Source organism: Diaphorobacter sp., from assembly GCF_050251835.1.
Taxonomy (GTDB): Bacteria; Pseudomonadota; Gammaproteobacteria; order Burkholderiales; family Burkholderiaceae_C; genus JBFXIE01.
Genome location: NZ_JBFWLZ010000004.1, coordinates 65,179 through 87,428, shown reverse-complemented (window position 1 = coordinate 87,428; position 22,250 = coordinate 65,179). Strand labels below are relative to the sequence as shown.

The window sequence follows — 22,250 nt, the reverse complement described above, 5'->3', positions numbered from 1 at the left end:
CTACTCCGTTTTTTTCGACTCGACCTCAGAGGAGGCCAATATGCGCCGTATTTCGTCCGCAAGCGAAGGCAATTCTCTCGCCACGTGCTGAAGCGCATCCATTTGTTCCTTCATGGAGATCAGCGCATGCTCTACAGCCGCCGGCCCATCAAGCGCAATCAGCCGCGCATGCGTCTCCGCGGCAGGGTCACGCCAATCGAATCTGCTGCGGAAACTGGGCTCAAACGATTCCACGAGCCGCGCAACGATTTCTGCATTCAGCGTGCGTCTGTTCGTTGCAGCAGCAGCCTCAATGCACGCCTTCAATTCGGCGGGCAATCGTATCTTCATTTGGGGATCATCACGACTCATGCTGCAAGTGTAAACCACAGTGGTTCATATGGTTTATTGCGCGCAATGGATCACCGTGGTTTAATTCATTAAATGAACCACGGTGGTTTAACTTCTAAGGTGACTTGTGATGACTGCAATCCGTTCTCTACCTACTACACAGCTTCGACTGCCAAATGAGCTGAAGGTCTGGCTTCAACACCAGGCTATAGACAACCGGCGCAGCCTGAACGCCGAAATTGTCCTGCGACTCGAACTGAGCCTTGCGCAGCAAGCCAAGGCCCAACAAACCCAACAAGGGGAGTAACCCATGCAAACGATGACCAACAACGCTGCCCGTGTGGCAGCGCAGGCGAAGCCTTGCCTGAAGGGGCGCGATAACGTGCCGGCGCCCAAGGCCAATCCCACCTTCAGGCAGGTGGTAGTGAATGGGCAGGGCTTTTTGGTGCCCTTAGGTGCGGATCCTGCATTCCCGTCTACAGCCGAGGCCGAAGACGTCTTTGACCAGATTGCGCTGTATGGCCAGGATGGCTACTTGCTGCGCCGCAATACGGACACTGCATGCCCGGCCGCTGCCAAGGCGTCTCAACTGGCGCTGCAAGCCCAGGACGAAACGGAATCCCTGCGCACCGTACTGAGCGCCTGCCGGGCTGTTGCGGCGATGGCGGCAGTCCTGTCCGACCCCGGCGCCATGATCTCCATGGAGGCGCTGGGAGAACTGCTGCACCTGCACAACGATGCCATGGCCACACGCATTGACAGCCTTGAAGAAATGATCGAAGCCGCGTCCAAGGGTGTGGCTGATAGGCCGATGGGCGACACGGCCAGAAGCGTGGCGTTTGATGCCCGTGACTTTGTGTGCCACCTGCGGACTGCGCAACTCGCGTTTGGCGCCATTGCCTGCATGGTCCCCAGCTCCACCGATACGCTGTCGGGCGAAGACCTGAGCGCCGCCATCAGTCTGGTGATCGACGCCATGGCCGCGCGCACCGTGGCCATGGATGAGCAGCTAGATGCCCTCTATGCCGCGTTGGCACGCACCACGACCACAAGGGGGCAGCCATGAGCCGCAAGCCGCGCGCGCGCCCGCTGTTTGATGAGAACGGCCAATACCTGGCGCTGCATGACGTGGTGGAAACCATGGACACCGATGCAGGCATACGCCGGGCCCTGCTGTCGGTAGAGACAAGGGCGGACAGCATGCGTGAGTCGCCGGGCGCGTGCGATGTGGTGATTTACGCCCAGGCGCCTGGGATGCATGCCTCGTTTGTGCTGAACGCCGTCAAGGCCGAACGCATGGGCATGGCCCTGCTGTCGGCAGCTGCCCGCGCCCGGTATGTCACGGAATGTATGCAAGAGCAGGTCAATGCCGAGCAGGGCCAGGCCGGGGGCAAGCAATGACCACTGCCGCACGCACTGCCACTACCGACCCGCGCCACGCCTACGAGGTCAACCGCGCCCGCATCGCGGCCGTATGGGCGCAGGCGCGGCTGATTGTCGCAGGGGATGCTGCGGATATGTTCTTGCGGCGCAGCGGCGCATTACCGCCCGGCGGTAAGGGCGCTGCATGGCCCAATGCCCTGCGCATGCACCCGGCCCTCGATTACTGGCGCCCCCAACAGGGTGGCCCTGGCGAGTGCATCGGGCGCTTCCCTGCGCTGCTGGCAGCGCTTGAACTGGATACGCACCCCCACGGGCTAACCGCGCCGCCTGTGCCCCATACCGTGGCGCTGCAACGCATTTACCTGACGCCAGATGGTGCGCTGGCCCACGTGCCCGCGCCCATCAAGCTCACCGGCAAGGATGGCCCTTCACGCTGTGCAGCGCTGCGCCTGGTGCCAGTGGCTCAGCGTGGCGCAACGCTGGGCATTGCCGTGGGCGTGGTGCCCGCGCTGCGCATGGGGCATGCCTGCCGCATTCCTGTGTGGGCGGTGCCCGACGCCGCCGCCCTGGCGCATGTGCGCTGGCCCAGGCGCACAGCCTGCCTCTATGTTTTTGTGAACGCGGATGACCCCGCGCAGCACGCCCCGGCCGCGCAACTGGCGCGCAAGGCTACGGCCTGCGGCCTGGAGGTGTTCACGCTCATGACTTGTGCCGTCGAAGCGCCGGCCGAACCCTTACCGATGCCCCGCAGTTTGTAGAAAAAACGAGAACCCCACGATGACAACACACAAGGCCGTCGCCACAAACACGAGCGCGGCAAACACCCCCCCCGGAGCCCGGCGCACTGCACTTCACGGTGTTTACTTCCACTGTGCCCGACCGGCTGACAAAGGTGCTGTCACTCGCGGCCGATGGCTCCATGGCCAAGGAAAGCGCGGCCAACATGATGCGCGGCACGGCCCAGCGGGCGACTGTGCAGGGCTTGCAAGCGCTGGCCGATGTGTTGGAAAACCTGAGCCCTGCACAGGCCGTTAGCTGGGGGGTGTGTGACCGCGTGCAAGCCACCATCGTGCCGGAGCGCGACGCGCAGGGCCAGCCCGATGCCATATCCCGCACGCGGCGGCACTTTGCCTACCCCGCAGGCCCCGGCGTGCTGATGTTGGACCATGACGGCACGCCCGATGGTGAACTGAGCGCCGACGCATTTCGCCAGCGCCTGATCGACGCCTGCCCCGCGCTGGTCGGCGCGCCCATGCTGTGGCGCCCGAGCTGCTCGGCCGGTGTGCGCGCGCCTGGCGGGCGCGAGTTGTCGGCCCTCACGCGCCACCGGCTCTACATTCCGGTTCGCGATGCGTCCCGCATTCCCGAGGCCGGCCGTGCCCTGATGCAACTGCTGTGGGCTGCTGGGCTGGTTTGAGGTGGGCCGCGCTGGCCAGGCGTTGGAGCGCACCATCATCGACGGCAGTGTGTGGCAGCCTGAGCGCCTGGACTTTTGCGCGCCGCCCGTGCTGTTGCATGGCCTGCAACGCCCGCATGCCGCGCCGCGCATCTTTGGCGACCCCCTGGCACTGTTTGATCTGGCGCTGATTCCGCACGATGCCGACACGCACAAGCAGGCCCAGGCCCTCAAGAAAACCCAGCGCGCCAACCTGGCGGGGCAATGCGCCGCGCAGCGCGAGCGTTGGGCACAGCAGCAGGCGCCGGCACTGGCCAAGCGCCGGGGCATTCCGCTGGAAAAGGCCCGTGACGTACTGCAACGTGCCAGCGCGCAGCGCGTGTTGATGGGTGACTTTGTGCTGACGTCCGAGTTGGGCAAGACCGTGGCAGTGGGCGACATTCTGGATCGCCCCGACCGCTGGCATAACGCCCAGTTTGCCGACCCGTTAGATCCTGACAACGACACCCGCGTGGCGGTGGTCAACCTTAAAAGCGGCCAGCGCCCATATCTGTACACGCACCGCCACGGTGGCATGCGCTTTGAGCTGCTGCGCCAGAGTGCGCGCATTCAACTGGGACGCGGCATGCGCGTGGCCACCACCGATGCCGTGCTATCGGTGCTGCAAGAGCGCGGTGAACTGTTTGACTATGGCGAGGGCGCCGTTGCCTATGTGAGCGACGGCAAGGCCCGTGCCGTCACGCCCGACTGGTTGACCGACCACATGGGCCGCGTGTGCGAGTTCTATTCTGTGCGCAGCCGCCGCAAGGTGGACGGCGACGACACCACAGAGGAATGCCCCGAGGATGCACCGTTGAGCGTTGCGCGCGCCATCCTGGCCAAGCATGGCGAGCGTGGCTTCAAAAAGCTGGTGGCCGTGGTGACTGCGCCCACACTGCGCATGGATGGAACCATCTTGGACCGGCCGGGGCACGATGAACAATCGGGCCTGCTGTACTACTGCGAACACCCCAACCCGCCGCGTGTGCCGCAGTCGCCTGGCGTGCAAGACGCGTTGCAGGCGCTGCGCTTTCTGTGGGCGCCGTTGGCCCAGTTCCCGCTGGTGGATTCCGTTGCCAATGGCGTGGTGCTTCATGGCTTGCTGTCCGCTGCGCTGCGCGCCAGCCTGCCCACAGCGCCAGGTGTGGGCTTTGATGCGCCAGCAGCGGGCAGCGGAAAAACACTGCTGGCGCGCTGCATTGGCATCCTGGCCACGGGCGCCGAGCCTTCCATCCTGCCGCCCGCAGACACTGACGAAGAAACCCGCAAGCGGCTGTTTGCCGTGCTGCGTGAGGGCCAGCGCGTGGTGCTGTGGGACAACGTGCGCGAGCCGCTGGGATCCGCATCGCTCGATGCCTTTTTGACCGCTCCCACCTTTGCGGATCGCGTACTGGGCAGTAGCGAAACCGTGACGCTGCCCAACCGTGCGTTATTCATCGCTACGGGCAACAACCTGCGCATGACAAGCGACACTTGCCGCCGCGTGCTGACGGCCCGGATCGACGCGCAAAGCGAGACGCCCTACACGCGGGATTTCAGCTTTGACCCTGCCCAGATGGTGCAGACTGACCGGCTGGCCTATGTTGTGGCGGCGCTGACCATCGTGCGCGCCTACATCGCGGCAGGCCGGCCCAAGATGGCCAGTGGCCGCACGGCCAGCTTTGAACACTGGGATGACCTGGTGCGCCAGCCCATTTGCTGGCTGGCGCACCATGTGGATATGGCGCAGGACGCCATCCTTCCCGATCTGGCCGACCCCATGGAGGCCGCCAAGCGTGCATTTGAGCAAGACCCCGAAACCACCAAGCTGCGCGCAATGATGGAGGCGTGGTATGCGGCCTTCGGCAGCCATCAAACCACCGTGGGCGCCGCTATCCAGCGGTGCGGCACTGACGCGCTGCTATCCATGGCCCTGGATGACGTTGCTGGGCAGGCCGGCAAGATCAACTCGCGCATGCTTGGTCGGTGGATTGAGCGCATGCAAGGGCGCATCGTTGACGGAAAACGCTTTGTGCGTATCGGCCACCGCGCTGGCTTGCTGCATTGGGCGGTTTACGCCACGCGCGAGGAAAGCCCTGCGGTTGAAGCTGCCGCCGATGCAGCGGACATGGTTGAAGACGTCGCCACGTTTTGAGTGAATGCCATGCGTCACCTCTCTGCCACCGAACTGCTGGCCTACCTGCGGCGCTTGGCGCTGCACCTGGCCGTTGCGCCTGATGGTGCCTTGCATGTGCGGCCCGCATCGGCGCTGGATGCGGAGCTGCGTGCGGCCATTGCCCATCACAAGCACGAGCTGCTGGCCTTGCTGGCGCCAAACGGCGCCGATGTACTTGCCGACGATCGGCGCTGTTGCCGCGACTGCTACCACCTGCAAACCAAGGGCAATTGCGCCATGGCGGCGCAGGGCCGGTTGCCAGGCGTGCCGCGCTGGTACACGCCCGCGAAGGATCTGCCGGCGCGTTGCCATCTGTTTTGCGCACTGCCTTACTGAAAAAACGGGTGGGCACGCGTGTTGTTGTGGCTGAGGTTGCCACAACGCGCAGCGCTGGCGTGTGGGTTGTCCACTGCGCACCATAGGGACATGCAACGCGCAGCGCTATCGACACCGCAAAACGCGCCTCTCACGGGTGCGCAACGCCAGCGTCGCCACCGCGAGAAACGGCGGCAGGAAATGGCCGCGCTGCGCGCCTTGACGCCATCCACTCACAGCGAGAAGGACTTGCTGCAACAGGTGCAGCACCTGAAGGTGCTGCTTGAAAAGGCCACGCATGACGCGGTTGCACTGCGCGCCCGCGTTCAGGTGCTGGAGGCCGAGCAGGGCACAGCCCAGGCGCTGCGCGATGCGCTGCCCGCCATGCTGGACAAGCTCACCCCGGCCGCGCGCCAGGTGGCGCGCAAACACTTAGAAAGCGCCGGTCTGGCGCCAAAGCCCGCGCCGCCAGCGGCCACGCCTGTGCAGCACATGCCCCGCAGCGCCTATCTGATTTTTTAACCACCGTCCCGAGGATCAAACCATGACCGAAGCACAAGCCCAACAGGCATTCAACGCGGCACGCACCCAACTGGACGCGGCGATGTTGCAATACGACCGCGCACGCCAGGAGCTGTACCGCATCACGGGTGCCTTCCACGGCGCCGACACGGCGGCCATGCGCCGGCAGTTCACCCAGGCCGGCACGGCACAAGGGCAGGTCGGCGATGCTGCCACCGTGAAGGCTGATTGCTGAAAGAGAGGCCACCATGCATAGCCACATCACAAAACAACTGGGCGAGGCCCAAGACGAACTGCACGAGGCCCTTGCCGCGTTGGCCAATGCGCGCGAGGCGTATCAACAGGGCGCGGGCGCGCAATACGCCAAGACGAAAGCCCGGCAAACCGAACTGACGGGCAAGCTCCAGGCCGCCGAGAACGCGCAAGCGTAGGCCAATGTAGATTTTCAGCGTGAGTTTGAGGCCGCAGGCTATGAGCGCAATGAAGCGGTACGTGCTGCGCTGTCGGTTAAGAACGCTGCACAGGACATTGCCGACGCCACGCGCGCCGCGCTGGCACGATGTGCCCAGGAACTGACCGACCACCTTGTCAACGCCAGCGGCGAATACCGTAGCTACGTCAACACCCACAGGCGTGCTTATGCTGCACACACGCGGGTAAAAGCCTACGAAGCTTTACAGGAGGCAGGCGCCACCATCGCGCGTGCAATGGCCTTGGTCGCCCACGTGCCGATGTATGGCAGCAGGGCAGAGGACTCGTTGGGCCGTCCGGCGTTCAGCCCGCAAGCTGCTGCTGAGCTGGTCAGGGAGCGCATGGCCTTCATCTGGGAGGAGTTGGTGACCATGGCCACTCAGCAGCCGGAATGGAGCGCGCCGCCACAGGTGGAGGCATTGGGCGAGCTGGATCTGGGCGTGCTGGGGGCAGGTGATCTGATGACGCCGGGGCAGATTCACAAGCTGCGGCACACAGCACGGTGTTGAGTAAATTTTCATGCGGGGCATGCCGCAGCGCGCCGCGTACTAGCCACGGTGGAGGTGTCGGCCGAGGTGATGATGGACAACACAGCCTTGGCCATGCGGGCGATGCCCGGCGCGCGCGCCCTGGCCGATGACATCACGGCCGGACGCATCCGGCCTGATGCCATTGCGCCGCTGCAGTGGCCGCAGCATTTGCAGGCGGCGTGAGGGGGAACTGCTCATGGAAAAGCTGATTTTCACCAAGGCCCAGCTGCTGGAGGAGCTGGACGTGGCAGAGAACACCCTGCGCGCACTGATCGAGCAGCGCGGCTTTCCGCACCCGCGCAAGATGGGGGCGAAGCTGTTTTGGCTGGTGGCCGAGGTAGCGCAGTGGCTGCAGGGGTGCCCTAAGGCGTGGGGCGGTGGCGCAGGTGGAGATGCCGGCGCGCAGTGATGCGATCAGCCGTGCGCGGCGGGTTGCACGCTGAGTTTCAGGCCAAAGGAGTTGATCACCTTCATGATGGTGTCAAAGCGCGGATGCGAGGTAGGGCGCAGCGCTTTGTACAGCGCCTCGCGGGTCACGCCGCTGGCGCGGGCCACTTCGGTCATGCCGCGGGAGCGGGCTACCGTTTTCAAGGCGTGCACCAGTTCTGCCGGGTCGTTTTCTTCCAGCACCAGCGTGAGGTAGATGGCAATGTCCTCTTCGGTTTTCAGCTCTTCTGCCATGTCGAAGTCTGGCAGGTCGGCAACGTTGATTTTCTTGCTCATGGTCAATCACCCCTTTAAAGTTTCGGCCAGCGCAATGGCCGCTGCAATATCGGCTTGCTGGGTCGATTTGTCACCACCGCCCAGCATCACGATCAATACATCGCCCTGCTGCACGTAGTACATGCGCCAGCCGGGGCCGAAGAATTCGCGCATCTCAAACACGCCTTCGCCCACCGGGGCTACGTCGCCAAGCAAGCCACGTTGCACCTTGTCAAGCCGCTTGTTCAGGCGGATACGAGTGACGGCATCCTTCATGGAGCCGATCCATTGCGTGAACTCTGGCAAACGCTTGACGGTGTACATGCGGAAAAGTGTAGTCACTTGTTCACAGGTGCGCAACACCGCGTTATGCGGGCCAGGTGGTTGCTGGCAATGTCTATGCGTCAGGGGCCGCGCGCGGAGCCGCATAGTCGGCCCATTCCTGCATGATGGCCGCGCGCTTTTCCAGCATGTCGGCGCGCCGGTAGGCTGCCTCGGTCTTCGTGTCGATCGTATGAGCCAGGCACAGCTCTACCGCGTCGCGCGGGTGGTGCGTCATCTCGCCGGCCCAGTCGCGGAAGGTGGAGCGGAACCCGTGAGGTACGGCGCCCAGGTCGTGCCTGCGCATCAAGGCAGTAAACGCCATGTCGGACAGCGGCCCCTTGCGGTTGGACGGAAAAACATATTCCACCAAGTCTTCGCGCGGCTGAGCGTGCAGCAGAACCAGCGCCTGGCGGGGCAGGGGCACGCGGTGCTCTTTCTTGGACTTCATCCGCTCCTTGGGAATGACCCACAGGCCAGCGTCTTGGTCAACCTCGTCCCACACCATGCCGCGCACTTCACCAGAACGAGCGGCCGTCAGAATCAGGAAACACAGCGCGCGCGCGGTTTGCCCGTGCACGGCGGCGATCTGTTGGTACACATCAGGCAGCCGGGCGAAAGGAACGGCCGGATGGTGCTTTACCGGGGCCACCTTGTCCGGGTCTGCAAGGATGTGCTCCAGCTGGCCGCGCCAGCGGGCAGGGTTGGGGCCGCTGCGGTGGCCGTGGGCAGTGGCCCAGTCCAATATCTGCTCGATGCGCCCGCGCAGGCGCGAGGCGGTTTCGGTCTTTGTCTTCCAGATAGGCGACAGCGCGCGCAGAACCATGGCCTGGTCGATGTCGGACACGGGCACAGTGCCAAAGTGGGGTGATGCGTAGGTGGCCAGCGTGTTGCGCCACTGCTGGACGTGCTTCAAGTTGCGCCAGGTGCTTTCGTGCTCACGGATGAAGGCCTCGGCCGCCTTGTCGAACTCCAGCCGCTGGGCATGCGCGCGCCTGGCGGCCTCGCGTGCCGCCTGACGGGCGATGAGGGGGTCTTTGCCGGCGTTGCGCACTTTGAGGGCGTCCCGCGCGGCCTCGCGTGCTTCAGCCAGGCTTACCAGCGGATAGCTGCCCAGGCCCATGCGTCGCCGGTGGCCAAGGTGGACATACCGGAACACCCAGGAACGAGAGCCGCCCTCGATGCGCAGGTACAAGCCGCTGACACCGCCAACGGCGTACGAGCCTTCGGCCTTGAGCCGTGAGACTTCCAGCGCGGTTTTTTCAAGGATGCGTTTGGGCATTTGGTGGCCTATAAGAGGCGGTGGGCTTTAATCTGCGCGGGATTATGGCGGAATACTGTGCAAAATCACAGTATTCCATAGGGTTGCTGGAGTGTGCCTGTCATGCCCTGGTTGGTGGCTTTGGAGGGTTTGTGGCCGGTCAAAGCGCGTGCTGGTGAAGTGGCTGGCGACTGCCTACCGTAGCCGCTCGGCCTTGGCACGGCAGGTAGTTTTGGTGGGTTTGGTGGCTTTGGAGTGTTTATGGCCGGTCAAAGCACGTGCCGGTGAAATGGCTGGTGCGAGCAATCTTGCGTCTTGAAAAGGCAAGTCTGGGGGCAACTATGGGGGCAACTCTAGATTCTTAAAAAGAAAAAATCTATATTTCATGAGGGTTTCAAGAGATCTTCTCGGAGAGTCCCAGCCACCAAAATTCAGCGCCCAACTGTTCTCAGTTGGGCGTTTTTTTGGTGCTTTTTGCAGAGCACACCGTCAAACAGCACGAAGCGGTCGTGGCTATGGGTTGCAGTTGGCATGCGGGGACGCTGTTGCGTCGCAGGCTGCCGTGGTGGTTACCAGGATAGACATTCGCCGTCCACGAAAACGCGCATTTCTCCCGTCTGGAAGGCGGTCCATTGCTCGTTGGATGTGAGTGGCGCAGTCACCACAATGGCTGCTTTGTCGTTGGGTGTGGTGTGGGCGGAGAAGTCCACGCGCAGGTCTTCGTCGCACAGTTGCGCCTGCGAGAACGGATGGCAGCGCTGGATGTAATACAGATGGGTGGAGGCATGCGCCCACAGGGCCTGCCCATTGGAAAGCAAGAAGTTGAAGGTGCCCTGCGGCGCTATGCGTGCGGCCAGCTCGCGCAGCGTGAGCGTGAGCTCCTCGATGCGGGGCATGCCTGCGTGGGCCTTTGACAGCTCCTGCATGAGCCAGCAAAACACGTGCTCGCTGTCGGTGGTGCCTACGGGATGGAAGTGCGCGTGCAGGCGCGGGCGAAAGTCCTTCAGGTCGCCATTGTGTGCAAACACCCAGTAGTGGCCCCACAGCTCGCGCACGAAGGGGTGGCAGTTTTCCAGGCTCACCACGCCCTGGGTGGCCTTGCGGATATGGGCGATGACGTTGCGGCTCTTGATCGGATAGCTGCGGATGAGCTGTGCCACGGGCGAGTCGGTGGCGCGCTCATGATCCACGAAGTGGCGCAGGCCGCGTCCCTCGAAGAACGCGATGCCCCAGCCGTCGGTGTGGTCGGCGGTGTTGCCGGCGCGCTGCGCGAACCCTGTGAAGCTGAAAGTCACGTCGGTTGGGGTGTTGGCATTCATGCCGAGCAATTGGCACATGGGCGGAGCTGCCTGCGGTACGGAAGCTGTTTACTGGCGATCCAGCCAGAGCTTGCCGCCGGTGGCCCAGTTTTCACGTTTGACGTCGGTGATCACCACGTCCACCGACTCGGGCGAGCCGCCCAGCACTTCAACCGACACTCGGGTGATTTCTTCGACCAGTTTGCGTTTTTGCTCGACGGTGCGGCCTTCCAGCATTTCGACATGGTAGGTGGGCATGGTGTTGGACTTGCTAGGTTTCAGGGGGCGGCAATGATATCTGTGGGTGCCCCGGGAGGCGTTGATGCGCCGTGGGCGGGGGACGGTTCGCGCGCGCAGTGCGGGCAGATGCACGATGGCTCCCGCGCCTGCTGTGGCAAGCGCTCCAGCGCCTGGGCACAGACGTCTTCATGCATGCACCAGCATTCCTGGGCGGGCCGGCCGGCGGCGATGGCGCACTGGTTGGGCTGATGGCACAGCGGGCAGCGCGCGGTGTCAGCCTGGGCGTTGAGGGCGGTGGCGGGCATGGGTGGGACCGGTCTGGGTTTCAAAAACGCGGCAGATCGGGGTGGTGCAGTTGACCGCCGCGCACCAGCATCTTGCCGTATTCGGCGCACCGGTGCAGCGTGGGGATGGCTTTCCCGGGGTTGAGCAGGCCGGCCGGATCGAAGGCGTGTTTCAGGGCGAACATCTGCGCGTTTTCCTCGGGGGTGAACTGGGTGCACATGCTGTTGAGCTTTTCCACGCCCACGCCGTGCTCACCCGTCACCGTGCCGCCCATGGCCACGCTGGTCTCCAGGATGTCGGCGCCGAACAGCTCGCAGCGGCGCAGCTGGTCGGGGTCGTTGGCATCAAACAGAATCAGCGGGTGCAGGTTGCCATCGCCCGCATGAAACACGTTGCAGCAGCGCAGCTGGTATTTCTTCTCCATCTCCTGGATGGCAAGCAGGATGTCCGCCAGGCGCTTGCGCGGGATGGTGGAGTCCATGCACATGTAGTCGGGGCTGATGCGGCCGCTGGCCGGAAAGGCGTTCTTGCGCCCGCTCCAAAAGCGCAGGCGCTCGTCCTCGCTGGTGCTGACCGAGATGGCCGTGGCGCCAGCGCCGCGCAGCACTTCACTCATGCGGGCAATCTCTTCTTCCACCTCTTCGGGCGTGCCGTCGGATTCGCACAGCAGGATGGCCTCGGCCGTCAGGTCGTAGCCGGCCTTGACGAAGTCCTCCACGGCGGCGGTCATGGGCTTGTCCATCATCTCCAGCCCGGCCGGGATGATGCCGGCGGCGATCACTGCGGCCACGGCGTCGCCGGCTTTGCGCACGTCGTCAAAGCTGGCCATGATGCAGCGCGCCAGCTGCGGCCTGGGCACCAGCTTGACGGTGACCTCCAGCGCCACGGCCAGCATGCCCTCGCTGCCGATCACGGCGGCCAGCAGGTCGTAGCCGGGCGCGTCCAGCGCCTCGCTGCCGAAGGTGACGGGCTCGCCCTCGGCGGTGAAGCCGCGCACGCGCAGCACGTTGTGCACCGTCAGGCCGTATTTCAGGCAGTGCACGCCGCCGGAGTTTTCGGCCACGTTGCCGCCGATGGTGCAGGCGATCTGGCTGCTGGGGTCGGGCGCGTAATACAGGTTGTGGGGCGCGGCGGCCTCGCTGATGGCCAGGTTGCGCACGCCGCACTGCACGCGCGCGGTGCGGGCGACCGGGTTCAGGTCCAGGATGCGGTTGAACTTGGCCAGCGACAGCGTCACGCCCATGGCGTGCGGCATGGCGCCGCCCGACAGGCCCGTGCCCGCGCCGCGTGCCACCACGGGAGCGCCCAGGCGATGGCAGGTCTTCAGCACGGCCTGCACTTCGCCTTCAGTCTCGGGCAGGCACACCACCAGCGGGCGCTGGCGGTAGGCGGTGAGGCCGTCGCATTCGTAAGGGGTGGTGTCTTCGGTTTGCCACAGCAGCGCGTGCGGGGGCACACAGGCCGATAGGGCCTGCACGACTTCGGCCTGGCGCCGGGTGCGTTCGGTGGGGGGTGCGCTGGGCACGTCCTGTGGCATGAGCTGACTGTAGGCGGTGTTGTGCGCGAGCGTGAAGAGGGTTGATGCGTAAGAGCGTGTTTACGATCTGAGGCCCGCCCGGCGCCTGGGTCAGCGAAAGACGACGGTCTTGTGCCCGTTGAGCAGCACGCGGTGCTCGCTGTGCCACTTCACTGCGCGTGCCAGCACCAGGCTTTCGGTGTCGCGGCCGCGGGCCGTCAGGTCTTCCACAGTGTCTGTGTGATCCGCTCGGGTGACGTCTTGCTCGATAATCGGCCCCTCGTCAAGGTCGGCCGTCACGTAATGCGCCGTGGCGCCAATCAGTTTCACGCCGCGGTCATGGGCCTGGTAGTAGGGCTTGGCGCCCTTGAAACTGGGCAGAAAGCTGTGATGGATGTTGATGGCGCGGCCTGCCAGCTTGGTGCACATGTCGTTGGACAGCACCTGCATGTAGCGCGCCAGCACCACAAGTTCGGCCCCTTCGGCCTGGATGATCTCGTACTGCCTGGCCTCGGCCTGGGCCTTGGTGGCGGCAGTCACGGGGATGTGGTGAAAAGGGATGTTGTAGCTGGCCGCAAGTTGATAGAAGTCGCGGTGGTTGCTGATGATGGCGCGAATGTCGATGGGCAGCAGGCCGCTCTTGCAGCGAAACAGCAGATCGTTGAGGCAGTGGCCTTCTTTGCTGACCATCAGCACAGTCTTCATGGCCGTGCTGGCGGCATGCAGGCTCCAGCGCATGGCGTGGCCTTCAGCCAGCGTGGCCAGCGCGCTGTGCAGGGCGGCCTCATCGGCGGTGGCGGGGCAGGCGAACTGCACGCGCATGAAGAACAGGCCGGTGCCGTGGTCGTTGTACTGAGCGGCTTCCTCGATGTTGCCGCCGTGCTCCAGCAGGAAGCCGGAAACGGCGTGCACCAGCCCCAGCCGGTCGGGGCACGATAGTGTCAGGATGTATGAATGGGTCATAGGCCGCGATTGTCGCAGTCCAAAGCGACTGCCAATGGAGACAAGAGACAGATATGAAATCAGGCACGCGGATACGGATCACGCCCATGCTCGGCATGGCTCTTTATCTCTTGGTGGGGCTGGCGTGGGTTCTGCTGGGGGACGAGCTGATCGAGGTCTTCGTAGATGACCCGCACCTGCTCACCCGCTACCAAACCTGGAAGGGCTGGGTCTATGTGATTGTCACTGCGGTGCTGGCATGGTGGCTGCTGCGCCTGCGCAGCGCAGACGCCGCGGCAGCGCACCAGGCCCAGCAACGGCTGAACCTGGCAGCGGCGGTGCTGGACAACACCATCGAGGGCGTGGTGGTGACCGACGCGCAAAGCCGCATCCTGTCCATCAACCCGGCAGGCACACGGTTGCTGGGCTATACCGAGGAAGAGCTGCTCGGCCGCAACCCGCGCGCCTTCAAGTCGGGCCGGCACGACAAGGCGTTTTATGACGCCATGTGGGACACAGTACGCCGCACCGGCCACTGGCGTGGCGAGATCTGGAACCAGCGCAAGAATGGTGAGGTCTTTCCCGAGCGCATGTCGATGTCGGCCCTGCGCGGCACCGACGGCGTGGTGACGCACTACGTGTGCATGTTCACCGACATATCGCAGGAAAAATCCCAGCACCAGCGCCTGGAGTTTCTGGCGCATTTCGACCCGCTGACGGGCCTGAACAACCGCGCCTGGTTTGGCGAGCAGCTGGAAGAAGCGGTGCAGCAGGCGCGCGCCACCGGCGAGCAGATGGCCCTGCTGCTGCTGAATCTGGACCGCTTCAAGGACGTGAACGACAGCTACGGCCATGCCGTGGGCGACGACGTGCTCAAGCACATCACCCGCCAGGTGGGGCAGAGCCTGCGCCCGGGTGACCTGCTGGGGCGCCTGGCGGGCGACGAGATTGCGGTGCTGGCGCGACACATGCGACATGCAGACAGTGCTGCCGCAGTGGCGCAGCACCTGATCGCCGCTGCCAGCAAACCCTGGCTGACGCCCGAGGGCATCGAGGTGGTGGTCGGCGTCAGCGCGGGCATCTGCATGTTCCCCGAACATGCCCAGTCGGCAGAGCTGCTGCTGCAGGGCGCGCACTCCGCCGTCTATGGCGCCAAGGCGCGCGGGCGCGGCGCCCACTGCTTTTTCGACGAGTCCATGATCCAGGCCGCGCGCGAGCGCCTGGAGCTGGAGTCGCGGCTGCGCACCGCTATGGTGCATGGGCATTTGCGGCTGTACTACCAGCCGCAGGTGCACATCGCCACCGGCCGCATCGTGGGTGCCGAGGCGCTGCTGCGCTGGCTGGACCCTGCGGAGGGGCTCATCTCGCCGGCGCGCTTCATTCCCGTGGCCGAGACCTCCGGCGTGATCGGTCCGCTGGGCCAGTGGGTCATCGAAGAGGCCTGCCGCCAGGGGCGGCTGTGGCGCGATGCCGGGTTGCCCAGGATCCGCATCGCGGTCAACGTCTCACCGCGCCAGTTTCAGCTGACCGATGTGGCTGCCTGCTGCGCCCAGGCCCTGCAAAGCTGCGCCCAGGCCCTGCAAAGCAGCGCCCTGCCGTCCGATTGCCTGGAGCTGGAGCTGACCGAATCCGTGCTGGCCCAGCGGCCCGACGAGATGCGCCAGGTGTTGCAGCGCCTGCAGGCGCTGGGCGTGCGCATTGCGGTGGACGACTTCGGTACCGGCTATTCGTCGCTGGCCCACCTCAAGCGGTTCCCGATCGACGTGCTCAAGATCGACCAGGGCTTCACCCGCGACATTCCACGCAGCGCCGACGACATGGCCATCAGCGCGGCCATCATCGCCATGGGCCACAGCCTGGGCCTGACGGTGCTGGCCGAAGGGGTGGAAACGCCTGAGCAGCTGGCCTTTTTGCGCGAGCGCGGCTGCGACGATTACCAGGGCTACCTGTGCAGCCGGCCCGTGCCGCCTGACGAGTTTGCCCGCCTGCTGCTGGCGCAGGCAGCGGCCTGATCGCTGGGTGCTCGGTCAGCGCTGCGCACCCGGCGGCCGGGCGCGCAGCGCGGCGCAATGGTCCTGCGGGGGCAGGGCAGGCGTCAGGTGGATGTGGTCTGCTTCTGATTTGATAGCTTCTGACGCTGGTTCTGCCTGGGCTATAGCCACTTTTGACGTAAATCCGGCAGGCAGCCAGGTGGGCACGCCGACATCCCGGCGCGCGTGGCCGTAGCCCGCCACCAGCAGCACCGTGCGGCCGTCCTGGCGCGCCTGCACCACGGCGCGTGCCAGGCTGGCGTCGCGTGCCAGCTGCACGCGCACCATGGGCATCAGGCGATCGGCGGGTATCAGGCCGCAGTGACCGTCGTCAATGGCCTGGCGCTGTAGCGCCAGCGCCGCGGGCGGCAGGTGGGTGTCCAGCGCCGTGTCGTGCATGGCGCCGCGCATGCGGCTGCGCGGCAGGTTGCCGCCGCGCACTGGCACGCCCGCGGCTACCGCCGCCATCACCACGGGGGCGTAGCGCTGCCAGGGCCAGGCCTCGTCGCGCCACAGCAGCGCGGCGCGTACCTGCGCTTCGTCGGCATCCTGCGGCAGACCGTCGGTGCCCGCGCCGGCATCGGCCATCTCCAGCACCACGGCTGCCAGACGCCCGCGGTCGGCAAGCCAGCGCACGGTGCCCTGCTGCCAGCGCTGGTGCGCGTCGGCATCGTGCTGCTCGCCCAGCAGCAGCGCATCTACCGTCGGCCAGCGTTCCAGCCGGGCCAGCCAGGCGGCGTCGGCATCGGCAGACGGCCCCGGGGCGGCGCAGCCTTGCACCAGGCCCAAGGACAGGGCCAGCAGCAGGTAATTCATCAGCCGGGCGGACCAGGCCGGGCGCATGGCAGTGCCGGGGCAACGGCGCAAAAAAGGCAGCAGAAAAGTGCGCAGCGGCAGTGACGGCAGGGGCGGGTGCATACCGCGATCGTAGGCGCCAGCGCAAGTGCAATCGCTGGTAACTGTTGCTTGCAGCACTGCGCCGCGGCCGCCCGAGCCGGTGAACCGCATGGCCTGTGGCCGGGGTGCTATCGGAACAAAAGCAAAGGCGGGGTTGGGCTTGTTTCTTGGGGGATGGTCGGGGCAGGGTCTTGGCGGAAATTGGGGGCAGGGCTGGCCGGGCAGTGTGAAAATCGCCGCCTTGCGCGCTCTGACGCGCCCGTCACATTCCTCCACCGGAGCCTCTTTCCATGCAACGTGAAATCACCGACCTCGCCCCCAGCCTGTCCCCACAGCCCATCAGTCTGGACGTGCTGCAGGAAAAATACCTGAAAGACGGCGAGAGCGATGTCGAGGATCTGTTTCGCCGTGTGGCGCGGGCCCTGGCATCGGTAGAGCGCGAAGAGCTGCGCGAGCAGTTCCAGGCGCGTTTTCTGGACAACCTGCGCGCTGGCGCCATTGGCGCCGGGCGCATCATGAGCGCCGCCGGCACCGACATCCAGGCGACGCTGATCAACTGCTTCGTGCAGCCCGTGGGCGACTGCATCCAGGGCGTGGACGAGGAGGGCTTTCCCGGCATCTACGAGGCCCTGCGCGAGGCCGCCGAGACCATGCGCCGCGGCGGCGGCGTGGGCTACGACTTCTCGCGCATCCGCCCGCGCGGCGCGCGCGTCAAGGGCACGGCGTCCATGGCCTCCGGGCCTTGCAGCTACATCAATGTTTTCGACCAGTCCTGCTCCACGGTGGAGAGCGCCGGCGCGCGCCGCGGCGCCCAGATGGGCGTGCTGCGCATCGACCACCCGGACGTGCTGGACTTCATTACCGCCAAGCGCACGCCCGGGCGCTGGAACAACTTCAACGTGTCCGTGGGCGTGCCCGACGCCTTCATGCAGGCCGTGGAGCAAGACGGCGACTGGGAACTGGTGCATATCGCCACGCCCGGCGCCGAGCTGCAGGCCCAGGGCGCCTACCAGCGTGGCGATGGCAAATGGGTCTATCGCAAGCTGCGCGCGCGCGAGCTGTGGGACACGATCATGAAGTCGGCCTACGACTTTGCCGAACCCGGCATCCTGTTCCTGGACCAGATCAACAGCGACAACAACCTGCGCTACACCGAGACCATCCAGGCCACCAACCCCTGCGGCGAGCAGCCGCTGCCGCCCTACGGCTGCTGCGACCTGGGGCCCATCATCCTCACGCGCTTCGTGCGCAACCCCTTCGGCGTGCACGGCGAGGCGTCGTTCGACTTCGACGCCTTCGAGCAGGCAGTAGCCACCCAGGTGCGCGCGCTGGACAACGTGCTGGACGTGACCTTCTGGCCGCTGCCGCAGCAGCAGGCCGAGTCCGCGGCCAAGCGCCGCATCGGCGTGGGCTTTACCGGCATGGGCAACACCCTGGCCATGCTGTGCAAGCGCTACGACCGCCAGGAAGGGCGCGACATGGCGGTGCAGATCGCCGAGCGCATGCGCAACGCGGCCTACCGCGCCTCGGTGGAGCTGGCCAAGGAAAAAGGTGCGTTCCCCAGGTTTGACGCCGACGGCTACCTGGCCAAGGGTACGTTTGCCAGCCGCCTGCCCGCAGACATCCAGAAGGCCATCCGCAAATACGGCATCCGCAACAGCCACCTGCTGTCCATCGCGCCCACCGGCACCGTCAGCCTGGCGTTTGCCGACAACGCCTCCAACGGCATCGAGCCGCCTTTTTCCTGGACCTACACGCGCCGCAAGCGCGAGGCCGACGGCAGCAAGAGCGAGTACGTGGTCGAGGACTACGCCTGGCGCCTGTACAAGACCCTGGGCGGCGACGTGAACCAGCTGCCCGAGTACTTCGTCAGCGCCATGGACATGGCCGCCGCCGACCACGTGGCCATGATGGAGGCGGTGCAGCCCTTCGTGGACACGGCGATCTCCAAGACCGTGAACGTGCCCGCGGACTACCCCTATGACGACTTCAAGGGCCTGTACCTGCAGGCCTGGCACTCGGGCCTGAAGGGCCTGGCCACCTACCGGCCCAACAGCATCCTGGGTGCGGTGCTGGAAGTGACACCCGCGCCCGAGCAGGCGGCGCAGCCCGCCAGCAGCGCCCCGGCGCCCGAGCCCGCCCAGCCCATCGATCCGATGCGCATCATGATCGAAAGCCGCCCCAAGGGTGGACTGGATGCCGTGGCAGAAAAGATCGAATACTGGACCCAGGAGGGCCACAAGCGCCTGTACCTGATCGTGTCCTTCCTGCCCGTGCCCGACGGGCGCGGCGGCACGGTGGACCGCGCCATCGAGTTCTTCATGCCCGTGGGCCAGAGCAGCGAATCGCAGCAGTGGATCACCTCCAGCATGCGGCTGCTGTCGCTGGCCGCGCGCGGTGGCTTTCTGGAGCGCGCGCTGTCGGACATGCGCAAGGTGGCCTGGGATCGCGGCCCCGTGCGTCTGGGCACGCACCAGCGTGCCGACGGCACCCAGGTGCCGCTGTGGCACGACTCCGAGGTGGCGGCCATGGCCTGGGCGGTGCAAAACATCCTGGCGCGCCGCGCCCAGGCGCCGCAGCAACAGGTGCTGCCGCTGGACGAGCCCGAACTGCCCACCGGCATGCCGCCCGCCATGGCCGGCAAGAAATGCCATGAATGCGGCGCGCACGCCGTGATCCGCAAGGACGGCTGCGACTACTGCACGCAGTGTGGCGCGCTGGGCAGCTGCGGCTGATCGGCCAGGTCACCGCCGGGGATGCCCGCCGGCGCGGGAATGACGGCGAGGTGGCCTGCTTTTGCTACGTTATTGATAGCTGCTAGCGCTTGATTCGCAAGGGCTGGGGGTTGATTAGGCATCCTTGCTGGCATTTTCGCGCCGCAGGCCTACACTTTGGCGATGCGCAAAAAGCCCACGCTGTCCACCAAGCTGCTCGCCATGGGCGCGGTGTACCTGCTGGTAGCGCTGGCGTCGATCGGCTTCACCCTGTGGGTCACCTGGCAGCTGGAGGGCGGCGCCGCGGCCGTGAACGAGGCCGGCCGCCTGCGCATGAACGTGCTGCGCATGGAGCTGGCGCAGCAAAGCGAATCCGCCCAAGAGCTTGAGCAACTGCGCCAGCGCTTTGATGCCGGGCTGGAGCTGCTGCGCACGGGTGATCCGTCGCGGCCGCTGTTTGTGCCCTGGAGCGATGAAACCCGCGCGCGCTACGGCGATATTCAGCGCCAGTGGCTGGCCTTGCAGCAGCAATCGGCGTCCACACACCCCGGCAGTGCCGCAGCCACCTTGGATCGCAGCGACGCCTTTGTGCGCGAGATAGACGGCTTTGTCGAGGCCATCGAGGTGCAGATCGTGCGCTGGACGGCGATGCTGCATCTGTTTCAGTTGTTCATGGTGGCGATTGCCATCGGCTCGGCTGTGACCTTCATGGCCTTGAGCTATCTGCTGGTGCTCAACCCCGTGGCGCGGCTGCAGCAGGCGCTGGCCCGCGTGCGCCAGGGTGACCTGGCCACGCGCCTGGAGGTGGAGTCGGACGACGAGTTCGGCCAGCTGGCGGCAGGCTTCAACCTCATGACCCACGCGTTGCAGACCTCGCACGAGGGCCTGGAGCGCAAGGTGCGCGAAAAGACTGCCAGCATCGAGGTGCGCAACGAGCGCTTGTCCGCCCTCTATGCAGTGAGCGCGCTGGCGGCCGATGCGAGCAGCCTGGAGGTGCTGACCCAGGGCTTCGTGCGGCAGATTCGCCGCGTGGCCGGCTGTGATGCGGCGGCGGTGCGCTGGTCCGACGAGGCCAACAAGCGCTACGTTTTGCTGGCCGCCGATGGTCTGCCTCAGTTGCTGGCCGAGCACGAGCAGTGCCTGGACACCGGCGTCTGCGAATGCGGCCAGGCGCAGGCGCAGGCCCGCCTGCGGGTCATTCCGATTGCCCTGGCGGGCGGCCTGCACCTGCCGCATTGCCGTGAGGCGGGTTTCAAGACCGTGGTCAGCATTCCGGTGCAAGTCCATCATCGGGTGCTGGGCGAGGTGACGCTGCTGTACCGCAGCACCCTGGAGCTGTCCCAGGGCCTGCGCGAACTGCTCGAGAGCATGGCGCGCCACCTGGCCAGCGCGATGGAGAGCCTGCGCGCCAGCGCACTGGAGCGCGAGGCCGCAGTAACCGAAGAGCGGCGCCTGATCGCACGCGAGCTGCACGACTCCATTGCCCAGTCGCTGGCCTTTCTCAAGATCCAGACCCAGCTGCTGCGCGACGCCGTGGCCAAGGGCAACGAGCAGGCGCGCGACCGCAGCATTGCCGAGCTGGATGTGGGCGTGCGCGAGTGCTATGCCGACGTGCGCGAGCTGCTGGTGCACTTTCGCACCCGCACGCAAGACGAGGACATCGAGGACGCCTTGCGCTCCACGCTGTCGAAGTTCGAGCACCAGACAGGCGTGGCCACGTCGCTTTCGATGTCGGGCCAGGGGCTGCCGCTGGCGCCCGACGTGCAGATCCAGGTGCTTCACGTGGTGCAGGAAGCGCTGTCCAATGTGCGCAAGCACGCCGGTGCGCGCCATGTGCAGCTGCGCGTGCAGCGCCATCCGCAATGGCGCTTCGAGGTGCACGACGATGGCTCGGGCTTTGACCCGCAGGGCGTGATGCCCGATTCGCTGCATGTGGGCCTGGGCATCATGCGCGAGCGTGCCCAGCGTATCGGCGCCCGGCTGCAGGTGGTCTCCAGCCCCGGTGGCGGGGGCACCCGCGTGATCCTGGAGCTGCTGCCCTCTGAACGGGGCGACGACAGCCGGCTGTCCGGCCCGCCCGCGTTTGCCGGCGCCGCTAGCTGAGCGCCGCGCGAGCGCACGCCAGACCGGCAACGTATAGACAACGTACAGACAACGGATCGACACCCCATCGCCACATGACCCAACCCATCACCCTCTTCCTGATCGATGACCACACGCTGCTGCGCCGCGGGCTGGTGGCGCTGCTGTCGCAGCAGCCCGACCTGCGTGTGGTGGGCGAGGCGGGCGATGCCGCGCAGGCGCTGCGCCTGCTGCCGGCCCTGCGCCCGGATGTGATCTTGCTGGACAACCACCTGCCCGGCGTGCTGGGCGTTGACGCCATTGCCGGCCTGCGCGAGGCCTCGTCCGAAAGCCGTGTGATCATGCTGACGGTGAGCGAGGACGGGCAAGACCTGGCGGCCGCGCTGCGTAACGGGGCCCAGGGCTACCTGCTCAAGACCATCGACGGGGATCTGCTTGCCGACGCCATACGCCGCGCCGCACGTGGCGAGCCCGTGGTAAGCCCCGAGATGATGGCCAAGCTGGTGGCGGCCTTTCAGTCGCAGGGCGCCCCCGAGCCGGAGCCCGTTGCGCAGGAGGGTGAGCCGACGTCGCCGCTTTCGCCGCTTTCGCCGCGCGAGGAAGATGTGCTGCGCGAGATTGCCCGCGGCGCCAGCAACAAGGAGATTGCGCGCCAGCTGTCCATTGCAGAGACCACGGTCAAGATCCATGTGCAGCACATCCTGCGCAAGCTGGGCCTGAGCTCGCGCGTGCAGGCGGCCGTGTATGCCTCTGACCGGCAGCGGCAGCCGGAATGACTCTGCCCGCGTGATGTAGTTCTTTGGTAGTACGGGGCCGCGATG

The 22,250-nt window shown here is 65.8% G+C and carries 27 protein-coding genes; 17 read left to right on the top strand and 10 right to left on the bottom strand.

From position 1 onward, the window contains the following. Window positions 1-351: an Arc family DNA-binding protein gene (locus AB7E35_RS02775; protein WP_428163071.1), complete on the bottom strand. Its 351-nt coding sequence runs from the start codon at window positions 349-351 to the stop codon at window positions 1-3. A 109-nt stretch (window positions 352-460) separates the two neighbouring features. Between AB7E35_RS02775 and AB7E35_RS02770 the strand changes: the two genes are divergently transcribed. The 13 genes from AB7E35_RS02770 to AB7E35_RS02710 all read left to right on the top strand — a co-directional run bounded on the left by AB7E35_RS02770 (window position 461) and on the right by AB7E35_RS02710 (window position 7,550). Continuing rightward, a complete protein-coding gene (locus AB7E35_RS02770) occupies window positions 461-637 on the top strand; it encodes an Arc family DNA-binding protein (protein ID WP_428163070.1) in 177 nt (58 codons plus the stop codon). Window positions 638-640: 3 nt separating this feature from the next. Then, the gene (locus AB7E35_RS02765) at window positions 641-1,396 is read left to right on the top strand and encodes a hypothetical protein (RefSeq protein ID WP_428163069.1); all 756 of its coding nucleotides are present in this window, start codon (window positions 641-643) and stop codon (window positions 1,394-1,396) included. Next, complete coding sequence (locus AB7E35_RS02760; protein WP_428163068.1) at window positions 1,393-1,731, top strand: hypothetical protein; 339 nt, start codon at window positions 1,393-1,395, stop codon at window positions 1,729-1,731. The genes AB7E35_RS02765 and AB7E35_RS02760 overlap by 4 nt, the downstream gene beginning before the upstream one ends. Further along, window positions 1,728-2,471 carry a DUF7146 domain-containing protein gene (locus tag AB7E35_RS02755; protein WP_428163067.1) on the top strand — a complete coding sequence of 248 codons (744 nt, stop codon included), beginning with the start codon at window positions 1,728-1,730 and terminating at the stop codon, window positions 2,469-2,471. Before AB7E35_RS02760 ends, AB7E35_RS02755 begins: the two co-directional genes overlap by 4 nt. Before the next feature lie 98 nt (window positions 2,472-2,569). Further along, window positions 2,570-3,130 (top strand): hypothetical protein, encoded by a 561-nt coding sequence (locus tag AB7E35_RS02750; protein WP_428163066.1) that lies wholly within the window; start codon window positions 2,570-2,572, stop codon window positions 3,128-3,130. 1 nt (window position 3,131) lies between these two features. Continuing rightward, on the top strand, window positions 3,132-5,282 hold the full coding sequence (locus AB7E35_RS02745; RefSeq protein ID WP_428163065.1) for a hypothetical protein: 2,151 nt from the start codon (window positions 3,132-3,134) through the stop codon (window positions 5,280-5,282). 9 nt (window positions 5,283-5,291) lie between these two features. After that, complete coding sequence (locus AB7E35_RS02740) at window positions 5,292-5,639, top strand: hypothetical protein (protein WP_428163064.1); 348 nt, start codon at window positions 5,292-5,294, stop codon at window positions 5,637-5,639. Between the two features lie 90 nt (window positions 5,640-5,729). Then, window positions 5,730-6,140 (top strand): hypothetical protein, encoded by a 411-nt coding sequence (locus tag AB7E35_RS02735; RefSeq protein WP_428163063.1) that lies wholly within the window; start codon window positions 5,730-5,732, stop codon window positions 6,138-6,140. A gap of 22 nt (window positions 6,141-6,162) precedes the next feature. Further along, complete coding sequence (locus AB7E35_RS02730) at window positions 6,163-6,375, top strand: hypothetical protein (protein ID WP_428163062.1); 213 nt, start codon at window positions 6,163-6,165, stop codon at window positions 6,373-6,375. Between the two features lie 13 nt (window positions 6,376-6,388). After that, a complete protein-coding gene (locus AB7E35_RS02725) occupies window positions 6,389-6,571 on the top strand; it encodes a hypothetical protein (RefSeq protein ID WP_428163061.1) in 183 nt (60 codons plus the stop codon). Window positions 6,572-6,847: 276 nt separating this feature from the next. After that, window positions 6,848-7,120, top strand: a complete 273-nt coding sequence (locus AB7E35_RS02720; RefSeq protein WP_428163060.1) for a hypothetical protein — start codon at window positions 6,848-6,850, stop codon at window positions 7,118-7,120. 69 nt (window positions 7,121-7,189) lie between these two features. Further along, window positions 7,190-7,324 (top strand): hypothetical protein, encoded by a 135-nt coding sequence (locus AB7E35_RS02715; protein ID WP_428163059.1) that lies wholly within the window; start codon window positions 7,190-7,192, stop codon window positions 7,322-7,324. Window positions 7,325-7,337: 13 nt separating this feature from the next. Next, complete coding sequence (locus AB7E35_RS02710; protein WP_428163058.1) at window positions 7,338-7,550, top strand: helix-turn-helix transcriptional regulator; 213 nt, start codon at window positions 7,338-7,340, stop codon at window positions 7,548-7,550. Window positions 7,551-7,555: 5 nt separating this feature from the next. On the opposite strand, the gene AB7E35_RS02705 is transcribed toward AB7E35_RS02710, so the two are convergent. From AB7E35_RS02705 to purU, 8 genes are all read right to left on the bottom strand, one after another. Further along, window positions 7,556-7,864, bottom strand: coding sequence for an addiction module antidote protein (locus AB7E35_RS02705; protein WP_428163057.1), 309 nt, complete (start codon window positions 7,862-7,864; stop codon window positions 7,556-7,558). Window positions 7,865-7,870: 6 nt separating this feature from the next. Beyond that, window positions 7,871-8,167 (bottom strand): type II toxin-antitoxin system RelE/ParE family toxin, encoded by a 297-nt coding sequence (locus AB7E35_RS02700; protein ID WP_428163056.1) that lies wholly within the window; start codon window positions 8,165-8,167, stop codon window positions 7,871-7,873. Between the two features lie 73 nt (window positions 8,168-8,240). Continuing rightward, window positions 8,241-9,446, bottom strand: a complete 1,206-nt coding sequence (locus AB7E35_RS02695) for a tyrosine-type recombinase/integrase (protein WP_428163055.1) — start codon at window positions 9,444-9,446, stop codon at window positions 8,241-8,243. Window positions 9,447-9,994: 548 nt separating this feature from the next. Beyond that, entirely contained in the window at window positions 9,995-10,762 is a 768-nt protein-coding gene (locus AB7E35_RS02690; RefSeq protein WP_428163054.1) for a class II glutamine amidotransferase, read from the bottom strand. A gap of 30 nt (window positions 10,763-10,792) precedes the next feature. After that, complete coding sequence (locus tag AB7E35_RS02685) at window positions 10,793-11,005, bottom strand: 4-oxalocrotonate tautomerase (RefSeq protein WP_428163103.1); 213 nt, start codon at window positions 11,003-11,005, stop codon at window positions 10,793-10,795. Further along, the gene (locus AB7E35_RS02680) at window positions 11,002-11,268 is read right to left on the bottom strand and encodes a cysteine-rich CWC family protein (protein WP_428163053.1); all 267 of its coding nucleotides are present in this window, start codon (window positions 11,266-11,268) and stop codon (window positions 11,002-11,004) included. Before AB7E35_RS02680 ends, AB7E35_RS02685 begins: the two co-directional genes overlap by 4 nt. Before the next feature lie 20 nt (window positions 11,269-11,288). Next, the gene (locus tag AB7E35_RS02675) at window positions 11,289-12,785 is read right to left on the bottom strand and encodes an FAD-linked oxidase C-terminal domain-containing protein (protein ID WP_428163052.1); all 1,497 of its coding nucleotides are present in this window, start codon (window positions 12,783-12,785) and stop codon (window positions 11,289-11,291) included. A 90-nt stretch (window positions 12,786-12,875) separates the two neighbouring features. Beyond that, window positions 12,876-13,727 (bottom strand): formyltetrahydrofolate deformylase, encoded by an 852-nt coding sequence (gene purU, locus AB7E35_RS02670; protein ID WP_428163051.1) that lies wholly within the window; start codon window positions 13,725-13,727, stop codon window positions 12,876-12,878. Between the two features lie 53 nt (window positions 13,728-13,780). Here purU and AB7E35_RS02665 point away from each other — a divergent pair, with 53 nt between their 5' ends. Next, on the top strand, window positions 13,781-15,718 hold the full coding sequence (locus AB7E35_RS02665) for a putative bifunctional diguanylate cyclase/phosphodiesterase (RefSeq protein ID WP_428167039.1): 1,938 nt from the start codon (window positions 13,781-13,783) through the stop codon (window positions 15,716-15,718). Window positions 15,719-15,733: 15 nt separating this feature from the next. Here AB7E35_RS02665 and AB7E35_RS02660 read toward each other — a convergent pair whose 3' ends face one another. Beyond that, on the bottom strand, window positions 15,734-16,654 hold the full coding sequence (locus tag AB7E35_RS02660; protein ID WP_428163049.1) for a ChaN family lipoprotein: 921 nt from the start codon (window positions 16,652-16,654) through the stop codon (window positions 15,734-15,736). 269 nt (window positions 16,655-16,923) lie between these two features. Between AB7E35_RS02660 and AB7E35_RS02655 the strand changes: the two genes are divergently transcribed. From AB7E35_RS02655 to AB7E35_RS02645, 3 genes are all read left to right on the top strand, one after another. Continuing rightward, complete coding sequence (locus AB7E35_RS02655; RefSeq protein WP_428167038.1) at window positions 16,924-19,368, top strand: adenosylcobalamin-dependent ribonucleoside-diphosphate reductase; 2,445 nt, start codon at window positions 16,924-16,926, stop codon at window positions 19,366-19,368. A 162-nt stretch (window positions 19,369-19,530) separates the two neighbouring features. Further along, window positions 19,531-21,450, top strand: coding sequence for a type IV pili methyl-accepting chemotaxis transducer N-terminal domain-containing protein (locus AB7E35_RS02650; RefSeq protein ID WP_428167037.1), 1,920 nt, complete (start codon window positions 19,531-19,533; stop codon window positions 21,448-21,450). A gap of 74 nt (window positions 21,451-21,524) precedes the next feature. Next, window positions 21,525-22,205, top strand: a complete 681-nt coding sequence (locus AB7E35_RS02645) for a response regulator (RefSeq protein WP_428167036.1) — start codon at window positions 21,525-21,527, stop codon at window positions 22,203-22,205. The last annotated feature ends 45 nt before the right edge of the window (window positions 22,206-22,250 follow it).